At 69.0% G+C, this 9,944-nt stretch carries 9 protein-coding genes and 2 pseudogenes; 5 read left to right on the plus strand and 6 right to left on the minus strand.

The window, feature by feature from the left end:
* The coding region (locus A5702_RS00090) for a DUF2561 family protein (protein WP_156669417.1) at window positions 1-190 on the plus strand (190 nt) is incomplete at its 5' end.
* Between the two features lie 7 nt (window positions 191-197).
* On the opposite strand, the gene A5702_RS00095 is transcribed toward A5702_RS00090, so the two are convergent.
* Complete coding sequence (locus A5702_RS00095) at window positions 198-431, minus strand: hypothetical protein (protein ID WP_055401022.1); 234 nt, start codon at window positions 429-431, stop codon at window positions 198-200.
* 329 nt (window positions 432-760) lie between these two features.
* Here A5702_RS00095 and A5702_RS00100 point away from each other — a divergent pair, with 329 nt between their 5' ends.
* On the plus strand, window positions 761-1,201 hold the full coding sequence (locus A5702_RS00100) for a DUF5994 family protein (protein WP_055401020.1): 441 nt from the start codon (window positions 761-763) through the stop codon (window positions 1,199-1,201).
* Between the two features lie 19 nt (window positions 1,202-1,220).
* On the opposite strand, the gene A5702_RS00105 is transcribed toward A5702_RS00100, so the two are convergent.
* Genes A5702_RS00105 through A5702_RS00120 form a run of 4 tightly spaced genes read right to left on the minus strand, consistent with a single transcriptional unit; the run spans window position 1,221 to window position 5,626 of the window.
* The gene (locus tag A5702_RS00105) at window positions 1,221-2,921 is read right to left on the minus strand and encodes a cytochrome bc complex cytochrome b subunit (RefSeq protein ID WP_055401018.1); all 1,701 of its coding nucleotides are present in this window, start codon (window positions 2,919-2,921) and stop codon (window positions 1,221-1,223) included.
* Window positions 2,918-4,123: a ubiquinol-cytochrome c reductase iron-sulfur subunit gene (locus tag A5702_RS00110; RefSeq protein WP_068217224.1), complete on the minus strand. Its 1,206-nt coding sequence runs from the start codon at window positions 4,121-4,123 to the stop codon at window positions 2,918-2,920. The genes A5702_RS00105 and A5702_RS00110 overlap by 4 nt, the downstream gene beginning before the upstream one ends.
* Entirely contained in the window at window positions 4,120-4,974 is an 855-nt protein-coding gene (locus A5702_RS00115; protein WP_369808504.1) for a c-type cytochrome, read from the minus strand. Before A5702_RS00115 ends, A5702_RS00110 begins: the two co-directional genes overlap by 4 nt.
* 40 nt (window positions 4,975-5,014) lie before the next feature.
* The gene (locus A5702_RS00120) at window positions 5,015-5,626 is read right to left on the minus strand and encodes a heme-copper oxidase subunit III (protein WP_055401014.1); all 612 of its coding nucleotides are present in this window, start codon (window positions 5,624-5,626) and stop codon (window positions 5,015-5,017) included.
* Between the two features lie 138 nt (window positions 5,627-5,764).
* Here A5702_RS00120 and trpD point away from each other — a divergent pair, with 138 nt between their 5' ends.
* Entirely contained in the window at window positions 5,765-6,856 is a 1,092-nt protein-coding gene (gene trpD, locus A5702_RS26815) for an anthranilate phosphoribosyltransferase (protein ID WP_231964942.1), read from the plus strand.
* Here the strand turns inward: trpD and A5702_RS00125 are convergent.
* A pseudogene (locus A5702_RS00125) lies at window positions 6,794-8,626 on the minus strand (DEDD exonuclease domain-containing protein); the annotation flags it as partial. The gene trpD and the pseudogene A5702_RS00125 overlap by 63 nt on opposite strands.
* Before the next feature lie 166 nt (window positions 8,627-8,792).
* On the opposite strand from A5702_RS00125, the gene A5702_RS26820 reads away from it, so the two are divergent.
* Window positions 8,793-9,047, plus strand: coding sequence for a hypothetical protein (locus A5702_RS26820; protein ID WP_082459760.1), 255 nt, complete (start codon window positions 8,793-8,795; stop codon window positions 9,045-9,047).
* Window positions 9,048-9,229: 182 nt separating this feature from the next.
* Window positions 9,230-9,944: pseudogene (locus tag A5702_RS00130) on the plus strand (endopeptidase); the annotation flags it as partial.

A 9,944-nucleotide genomic window follows, 5' to 3' on the forward strand; every position in this document is an offset into this window, starting at 1 on the left:
CACCGTGTTGCTGGTGGGGGCCATGGGGGCGGCGCTGGTCGCGGTCGCCACGGCCACCTACCTGATGGCAGTCGGTCACGACGGCCCGTCCTGGGTCGCCTACGGGATCGCCGGCGCGATCACCGCGGGCATGCCGGCGATCGAGTGGCTGCACGTTCGGCAGCTGCGCCGCGCGGTCGCCGCGACCTAGGGGCCGGTCAGGACGCCTTGGCGTACCTGCGGACCAGTTCGTCCTCGCTGAACGTGCCGGTGTGCTGAGTGCCGTTGTCGTCGCGGCCGAAGAAGGTCCAGCGCCGGGGAACCGAGCGCGGTTCGCTGATCATCTTGACGGTGTAACGCAGCTGCGTGGGGCGCAGCGTACCGATGATGTCACCGACCCGGATCTTCGAGGGATGGATCTCCGGCGCGTCGCCCCAGTCTTGTATCGCCACTCAGGCCCATCCTCACGGTGTCGGCCCCCCGCTCACCTGGACAGCGCCACGGTCAGGCACTCGCCACTGTAGTGCACGCCCGCGCCCAGCCCACCATCGCGATCGCCCGGCGGCTGAGCCGTCAACCCTGGCGGTCGCGACCGTCCACCCGTGGCGTAGCGTCGACCGCGAGCTGTTTCGTTGTCAGAGGTTTCCCCCGCCCCCGGCGGAGGTCGCCCACGGGGAATGCGATTCCTCCGTCCGCCCGCGCTCGCCGGGCCGACGACGCCGACTGAAGGGACGCCCGTGGATGCTGGGAAATTGGCTGGCCGAGTTCACCAGGTCGTGGAATGACCGAATCGCTTGAACGACGACGCGGGGTCAATCCGGTCCGGCTGTCAGTGGCGCGCGAACTCGGTCGCGTCATCGACGGTGCGTGGTGGCCGCGTGCGGACCGCATCACCAACGAATTGCCCGGCCTGGTAGCGATTCTGACTCCCTTGCTGGGGGACATCCGCTCCATCAACGTCAACTGGCCACCGCTGCAACGGCCGCCCGACTTGAACTGGTCGGGCTGGGAACGCAAACGCCAGCACGTGATGACCTTCGTCGGGGGAGACGCAAGCATCAACCTGTTGGTCATCCCGTACGCCACCCACAGCGCGCTCGCCCTGATGGTGTTGCGCTGCGCGGCAGACCTTCCCGTCGAAGCGCGCGACCAGACGAAGCCGGCGTTCCTGACCGCCGGCTCCATCCTGCGGGCGGCCCAGCAGCAGTGCGCGACGGCCTGAAGCCGGACCGGCGCGAAACCTAGTGGTGCTCGCCGTTCGTGCCGTTCGGCGAACCGACGGTGCTCTCCTGGTGTTCGCGCAGGGCGGTCAGGGCGCGTTGCTCGGCGCCGTGTGCCGCCTCGCGCAGCGCCGCATCCTCGGAAACCGGGTCGGCGAACAGGAAGCTGCCGCTACCCGGTGAACCCGCCGAGCCCAGCTTGTTCATCCGCTTGGGCAACGCCGCACCCTGGTACTCGAGCGGCAGCGGGTGGCCGTGGTCGTCGACCGGGCCCAGAGGCTGATGCAGCTCGATGTACGCCCCGTGCGGCAGCCGCTTGATGATGCCGGTCTCGATGCCGTGCGCGAGCACCTCGCGGTCGCTGCGCTGCAAGGCAATACACCACCGATAGGTGATGAAGTACACCACCGGCGGCAGGATGACCATTCCGATGCGGCCGATCCAGGTCGTCGCGTTCAGCGAGATCTGGAACTTCAGCGCGATGATGTCATTCATCGCCGCCAGCGTCAGCAGCATGTAGAACGAGATCGCCATGGCGCCAATGGCAGTCCGCACCGGGACGTCGCGCGGGCGCTGCAACAGGTTGTGGTGCGCGTAGTCGCCGCTGAACCGCTTCTCCAGGAACGGGTAGACGATCAGCAGGATGAAGATCAACCCCATGATCAGCGCCACCCAGACCGCGGCCGGGATGGTGTGGTGCCAGAAGTAGAACTCCCACGGCGGCCAGATACGGGCCAGGCCCTCGGTCCACATCATGTAGAAGTCGGGCTGTGAACCCGCCGAGACGTGAGATGGCTTGTAGGGGCCCAGGTTCCAGATCGGGTTGATCTGCAGCAGGCCGCCCATCAGGCCGAGCACGCCGACGATCGCGGCGAAGAACGCGCCGGACTTGACGGCGAAGATGGGCATCACCCGCACGCCTACGACGTTGTGCTCGGTGCGGCCCGGGCCGGGGAACTGGGTGTGCTTCTGGAACCAGACCATCGCCAGGTGCAGGCCGATCAGCGCCAGGATGATCCCCGGGATCAGCAGGATGTGCAGGGCGTACATGCGCGGGATGATGTAGCCCGCCGCGGCGCACTCGTCACCCACACCGCCGCAAGGGAAGTCGCCGCCGAACAACGCCCAGTGCAGCCAGGTGCCGATCACGGGCATTCCCAACGTGATCGACGACAGCGCGGCCCGCAGCCCGATGCCCGAGAGCAGGTCGTCGGGCAGCGAGTAGCCGAAGTAGCCCTCGAACATGGCAAGGATCAACAGCAGCGAGCCGATCACCCAGTTCGCCTCGCGCGGCCGTCGGAACGCCCCGGTGAAGAAGATGCGGGCCAGGTGAACCATGATCGACGCGGCGAAAATCAGTGCGGCCCAGTGGTGTACCTGCCGGACGAACAGGCCGCCACGCACCTCGAACGAGATGTCCAGCGTCGAGGCGAAGGCCTTGGACATGTCCACGCCGCGCAGCGGTTGGTAGACGCCGTTGTAAGTGATCTCGGCCATCGACGGGTCGAAGAACAGCGTCAGGTACACGCCGGTGAGCAGCAGCACGATGAAGCTGTACATCGCGATCTCGCCCAACAGGAACGACCAGTGCGTCGGGAAGACCTTGTTGAGCTGCCGGCGCACCGCCGCGGACGGGTGATAGCGCGTGTCGATGTCTTCGCCCTGACGGGCCAGGACTTCGCCGATCTTCGGCGGTTTCGGGGGACTCAGTCTTGGACTCATGTTGTCGTCCTCTCCCAGAATGCCGGTCCGACGGGCTCGATGAAGTCACCGTTGGCGACCAGATACCCGTTGGTGTCGATCGTGATGGGCAGTTGCGCCAGCGCACGAGCCGCCGGGCCGAAGATCGGCTTGGCGAAGTGCAGGGCGTCGAACTGCGACTGGTGGCAGGGGCACAGGATGCGGTAGGTCTGCTCCTCGAAAAGCGATGCGGGGCAACCCAAATGCGAGCAGACCTTGGTGTAGGCGAACAGTTCGCCGTAGTTGAAGCTTTCCTGCCCCTGGCGTTTGACCACCTTGGGCATGTCGGTCGGCCGGACCCGGATGAGCATCACGGGGTTGCGCACGCCCTGGTTGATCGCGCGCAGCTTTTCCTGCGATTCCGGGGTGGTGCCGTCACCGTCGGACTCCCGCCACGGGAAGACGGTTTCCATGCCACCGGCGTCCAGGTCCTCCGGACGCATCTTGATGAACGGCGAGGCGCCTGCGGATCCGGTGGCCCGCGCGAGGAAGATGGTCTCGCCCTGATACCGCGGGGTCCAGCCGGACGTCCACAGCACGGCCTTCTTGCCGTTGGCGGTGGACACCATCGGCTTCCACGGGTTCTTGATCAGGCCGCCGGCGAAGGCCACCAGGGTCGAAAGGCCGAACGCGCCGAGGCCCAGCCCCAACGACAGCCCGATGACCTTGCGGCGCCGAACGGTCGAGCCCTCCAGGGCGTCGGTCAGGTTCGCCACGACCGTCTTGCGGTCGATCTCCCGGGAAGCGCCGTCGTGGCGCTCCTGGATCGAAATCTCTTCCGGGATAAACCTTTTCTGATACAGGATGGTGCCGACGGCGATCGACAGGATGGACATCCCGAAGGTCAGCCCGTACAGCGGGGTGGCCAGGTCGTACAGCAGGCTGCCCGCGGAATCCTTGGGCTTGTACTCCCACGGCCAGAACAGGAAGACCAACAGCAGCGCCAGTCCGAAACCGCCACCGAGCAACAGCCACAGGGCGACGCCACGCTCGGCGCGCTTCTCGGCCTTGGTGCCCTCGACGGGCCAGCGGGGTTCGTTGACGATCGTCTCGACGCCGTCGAGCCTGCCGCCCAGCGCCACCAGCTCGCGTTGCGACATGGCGGCCAGGGCCGCCTCGTCGGGTTCGTTTGGCGCGGCGCCCTTGTCGGTGTCAGAGCCGCCGACGGCATTCACGTCACTCATGATGCTCGTGCCCCAATCCACAGTGCCAAACCGATGGCGGCGACCATCCCGATGATCCACGCGGCCATGCCCTCGGGGGCGGGCCCGAATCCACCGAGGCCGTAGCCGCCGGGCTGGCGCTCTTCGGTCACCGCCTTGATGTAGCCGATGATGTCCTTCTTGGCTTCGAAGGACAGCTGGCGATCGGAGAACTTCGGCATGTTCTGCGGGCCGGTCCGCATCGCCGCCAGGATCTGCTGCTCGTTCGGCGCCTCCAGCGGCGGCGCGTACTTGCCCGAGGACAGCGCCCCGCCGCGACCGGTGAAGTTGTGGCACGAGGAGCAGTTGAGCCGGAACAGGTCGCCGCCGCGGCCCGTGTCCTCGCCGCGCAGCGACTTCATCGCCAGGCTGCCGTCGGGGTTGCGCACCGTGGTCGGGCCGCCGCCGTTGGCCTGCACGTACGCGCCCAGGGCGTCCACCTGCGCCTCGTCGAAGATCGGCTCCTTGCGCGGCGCCTGGGCCTCGCCGGTCATCGCGGGCATCCGGCCGGTGGACACCTGGAAGTACACGGCCGCCTCGCCGACGCCGATCAGGCTGGGGCCGCGGTCGGCCACCCCCTGCAGGTTGGCGCCGTGGCACGACACACACGAGGTCTCGAAAAGCTGCTTGCCGGTCCGCAGCAGCGCCGAGGACGACTCGTCGGCGACGGCCACCTGCGGGCGGGGCGTGAGCACGGCGGCCAGGCCGCCGGCGATGGTCAGCGCGATCAGCAGCAACAGCCCACCCGACAGGCGGCGGCGCAGCCGACGCCGGGAGCGGTCACGCTGTGCTTGTCGCGGCTTCCGGTTTCGCATGGACCCCAGCTTCTTCAACCGAGCACTCCTGTTCATTGCTTTATTCGGAGCCGTCGGCTCATCGGATGAAATAGATCACGGTGAACAGCGCGATCCAGACGATGTCGACGAAATGCCAGTAGTAGGAGACGACGATGCTCGCGGTGGCCTGCGCCGGGGTGAACTTGCTCATCGCGGTGCGGGCCAGCAGGAAGATGAACGCGATCAGGCCGCCGGTGACGTGCAGGCCGTGGAACCCGGTCGCCAGGTAGAACACGCTGCCGTACGCGCTGCCCGGGATCGTGGTGCCGTGCGTCGCCAGGTGGAAGTACTCGTAGCCCTGCCCGCAAACGAAGAACAGGCCCATCAGGAAGGTGATCACGTACCAGCGGCGCAGCCCGAAGACGTCGCCGCGCTCGGCCGCGAACACGCCCATCTGGCAGGTGAACGACGACGCGATCAGCACCAACGTCACCGGCACGGCCTGGTAGAGGTTGAGTTCGGTCGGCGGCGGCGGCCACTTGCCGCCGGACTGGGCACGCGCGGTGAAGTACATCGCGAACAGGCCAGCAAAGAACATCAGCTCGCTGGAGAGCCAGACGATCGTGCCGACACTGACCATGTTGGGTCGATTCAACGAATGAACCCGCGACGTGATTGCAGTACCCGAGGTCCCTACAGCGCTGGTCACATCCGCAAGTATGACGCTTTGTAGTTGTTGAACTCCACCCGGGGCGGCATTTGATCTTTTCGCGTCGCGACCGCGCCGGATGCGGGCGGCCGTCCGCGCCGGTTGGGGGAGGTTCGCTCCTCGTGGGACCATCGGCGCGTGGCTCTGTCATCTGAGGCTTCGCCCCTCGGCGGTTCCGCCCGGGGCGCGGCGCCGTCGTGGCCGGGGGTGCTGGCCCGGTTGACCGACGGCCAGGATCTGGCGCGGGGCCAGGCCGCCTGGGCCATGGAGCAGATCATGGCCGGTGACGCGAGCCCGGCGCAGGTGGCCGCGTTCGCGGTTGCGATGAAGATGAAGGTGCCGACCGCGGCCGAGGTGAGCGAGCTGGCCGACGTCATGCTGAGCCACGCGCTGCCGATGCCCGCCGGCATGCGCGACGACACGGTGGACGTCGTCGGGACCGGCGGTGACGGCGTCAACACCGTCAACCTGTCCACCATGGCCGCGATCGTGGTCGCGGCCGCGGGCGTGCCGGTGGTCAAACACGGCAACCGGGCGGCCTCGTCGTTGTCCGGCGGCGCCGACACCCTGGAGGCGCTCGGGCTGCGCATCGAGCAGGAACCCGAGCAGGTCGCGCGGAGCCTGACCGAAGTCGGCATCGGGTTCTGCTTCGCGCCCCTGTTCCACCCGTCGTACCGGCACGCGTCGGCGGCGCGCCGCGAGGTCGGGGTGCCGACCGTATTCAATCTCCTTGGGCCGCTTACCAATCCGGCCAGGCCGCGAGCGGGCCTGATCGGCTGCGCGTTCGCCGACCTGGCCGAGGTGATGGCCGGGGTTTTCGCGGCGCGTCGATCCAGCGTGCTGGTGGTGCACGGCGACGACGGGCTGGACGAGCTGACCACGACGACCACCAGCACGATCTGGCGGGTGCAGGCCGGGACGGTGGACAAGCTGACCTTCGATCCGGCCGGATTCGGTTTCGCCCGAGCCGATCTCGTCGACCTGCTGGGCGGTGACGCGCAAGCCAACGCGGCGGAGGTGCGCGCGGTGCTGGCCGGCGCCAAGGGTCCGGTCCGGGACGCCGTCGTGCTGAACGCGGCTGGGGCGATCGTCGCGCACGCCGGCCTATCCAGCCGCGCTGAATGGCTGCCGGCTTGGGAGGACGGGCTGCAACGCGCCTGCGCGGCGATCGACTCCGGTGCGGCCGAACAGCTGCTCGCGCGATGGGTGCGGTTCAGCCAGCAGCTCTGAGTCTCGTTGGGCCACTTGCTCATACGCGAGCCGCGCCGAGCGTGCCGAGGCCGCCCACGTCGCCCACACGCCGGCCGAACGCAACGGCGAAGCCCAGCCCGCGGCGTCGGGGGAGTCGTCGACGCGGACGATGCGCACCCCCGGACCGGCCAGCCAGCGCGCGATCAGCGCGGATTCCTCCACCAACGCCCCGCCCAGGGGCGCCGGGATGGGCAAGATCGCTTGTGCCGCAGCCACAATGGCGTCGATCACCGGCATCGGGGGCACCCCGCGGCGCGCCGTGCCGGCCGCGGCGAGCTGGCCGTGCCGCACGACGGCGAGGTGGTATCCGCCCTCGCCGTCGGGTGCGGCGGCGATCAGCTCGGGCAGCGCGGCCAAGGCCCGCAATCGCTGGCCGCGCCACAATATTTCGACGGCCGTGGCGGTGCGGTCGCGCAGGCGCGCGGCGCTCTCGAAATGGTGCCGGGCGGCCAGCGCGGTGACCTGGTCCACGGCGGCCGACAGGGCGGCGTTGTCCATTCCGTCGATCAACGCGGCGGCGCGCGCCACGGCCGCGGCGTATTGGGTGGGCGTGATGTCGCGGGCCGCGGGGCAGGGCGAGACCTCCGCCTCGGCGCAGCCCGGGCCGTGCAGGGCCGAGCGGCCCAGCCGAGCGGTGCACGTCCGCAGGCCGGTGAAGCGGGCGAGCAGGTCGGCGGTGTCGGCCGCGTCGGCGCGGGACCGAAACGGGCCGACGGCGCGGTCGTGCCGGGGCGCCCGCACCACCGCCAGCCGCGGGAAGGCCTCGTCGGTGAGCGCCACCCACCACCAGCGGTGCGGGAACCTCGACCGGCGGTTGTAGGGCGGGGCGTGCGCGGCCAGCAGCCGCAGCTCGCGGACGCCGGCCTCCAGCGCGTGGGCGCACTCGACGTGGTCGACCGCGGTGGCCAGGTTGACCATCTCCTTCCTCCGGCCGCGCGGGTCGGCGCCGGTGAAGTACTGACCGACCCGGCGGTGCAGGTCGACGGCGGTGCCGATGTAGAGCACCTCGCCGGACGGCCCCCGAAACAGGTAGACCCCCGGCCGGCGGGGCAGGCCGTGGGCGAGGACGCGCTTGCGCCGCTGGGCCGGGGTCACGTCCGGCAGGTAGGAACGCAGGTCGGCAAAGGTGTGTACGCCCTGATTGCCCACCCGCTCGATCAGCGCGTGCAGCACGTCGACGGTGGCGCGGGCGTCGTCGAGGGCGCGGTGCGTGGGCTGGGTGGCGACGGCGAACAACCGCGCCAGGGCGGCCAGCCGCACGCTGGGCGCTTCCTCGCGGCTGAGCACCCGGCGGGCCAGCCGCACCGTGCACAGCACCTGCGGCCGGGGCCAGGCGATATCGCACCGCGCCGCCGCCGCGCGCAGGAACCCGATGTCGAACCCGGCGTTGTGGGCGACCAGCACCGCATCGCCGGCGAACTCGAGGAACATCGGCAGCACCGCGTCGATGGTCGGGGCGTCGGACACCATCGCCGTCGTGATGCCGGTGAGCTGCACGATCTGGGGCGGGATGCTGCGCTGCGGGTCGACGAGCGTGGCGAACTCGCCCAGGACCACCCCGCCGCGGACTTTGACCGCCCCGATCTCGGTGATGGCGTCGGGAACGCTTCCGTCGGTGCACTTCGTGCGCCCGCCGGTGGTTTCCAGGTCGACTATCACGAAGGTGGTGTCCCGCAGCGGTACTTCGGCGGTGGCAAATGACGGCCCCAACTCGGCGAAGCTGAGCTGAGTCGCACCACCGGCACCCATGGCCGCGACGTTAAGCGCCGCCACCGACACCAGCGCGGCCGCCACGCCGATCGAACCGGGCCCGGTGCCAGCCCAAACGCGACCCCGGCGGGTTGTCGGTGGCCGCGGTTACCGTTCGGGTAGTCCGACCTGACGTTCGCCAAGCCTGACCGAGAGGACCGATCCGATGGCACGAAGCAGTGGGCCCGACAGCTACGGCGCGACGGTGCCGGAAGCGGGGGCGCCGGTGGTGATCGACTGTGACGACTGCGCGGTGCGCGGCCCGGGATGCCGCGACTGCGTCGTCAGCGTGTTACTCGGGGTCCCGGAAACTTTGTCGGAGGATGAATGCGCTGCATTGGCGGTGCTTGCCGATGCGGGACTCGCGCCGCGATTGCGGCTGGTACCCATCCGCCGCGGACACGATTTTGGGGTGGCTTAAGATGCTTTGTGTGCCAAAGGTTTACGAGGGGGACATCGGCGTTCACATGGTTATGACAGAAATCTTTCCAATTTCTTAACCGCTCGCTTTGGACAAACGTCGATATCGTTTCGTAACCTGTTTGAGACCTAAACCAGCTCGACGACGCGCGGTCGTCGATGGCCGTTTAAGGAAGCAAAATCTTGAGGCTTGACTCTAGATACCCGTTTGCGCGTGTCCTCACACGATCTGCCATCGGGACCCTAGCGGGCTTCACGGTCTTTTCCGGCGTCCTTGCCGCGAACGTCTCGGCCGACCCGGCCGAGGACGCGCTGGCGAAGCTCAACGAGCTGTCCCGCCAGGCCGAGCAGACCACCGAGGCGATGCACAGCGCGCAGCTCGACCTGAACAACAAGTTGGTGGCCGAGCGTGCGGCGGAGAAGAAGCACGACGACGCCCAGGCCGCCGTCGACGCCGCCAAGGCCCGCCTGGCCTCGTTCCAGGGCGCCGTGAACAAGCTCGCCGCGGCGACGTACATGGGCGGCCGGGTCGACGGCATGACGGCCATGCTGACCGCCGGATCGCCGCAGGGGCTGATCGACAAGCTGGCCATGCAGCGGTTGATGGCGACGCAGATGTCCGACCAGATGACGAACTTCCGGGTGGCCGGCGAGCAGGCCGCCAAGGCCGAGCGGGAATCCGCGAAGGCCGCCGCCGACGCCAAGAGCGCGGCCGAGCAGGCCGCCGCGGTGCGAGCGAGCCTGCAGTCCAAGCAAAGTCAGCTGCAGGTGCAGATCGCGGTCGTCAAGTCGCAGTACGTGTCCCTGTCGCCCGAGCAGCGCACCGCGCTCGCCGACCCCGGGCCCATCCCGGCCGGGCTCCCGGCACCCGGCGCGCCTGCGGCGCAGGCCGCGCCGC

The sequence above is a fragment of the Mycobacterium sp. E3339 genome, from assembly GCF_001666915.1.
Classification (GTDB): Bacteria; Actinomycetota; Actinomycetes; order Mycobacteriales; family Mycobacteriaceae; genus Mycobacterium.

What these genes read in the sequence shown, in the direction of transcription:
- A5702_RS00100 (WP_055401020.1), top strand. Translation starts at nt 761, where the DNA reads ATGACCGAATCGCTTGAACGACGACGCGGGGTCAATCCGGTCCGGCTG.
- A5702_RS26820 (WP_082459760.1), top strand. Translation starts at nt 8,793, where the DNA reads ATGGCACGAAGCAGTGGGCCCGACAGCTACGGCGCGACGGTGCCGGAA.
- A5702_RS00105 (WP_055401018.1), bottom strand. Translation starts at nt 2,921, where the DNA reads ATGAGTCCAAGACTGAGTCCCCCGAAACCGCCGAAGATCGGCGAAGTC.
- A5702_RS00110 (WP_068217224.1), bottom strand. Translation starts at nt 4,123, where the DNA reads ATGAGTGACGTGAATGCCGTCGGCGGCTCTGACACCGACAAGGGCGCC.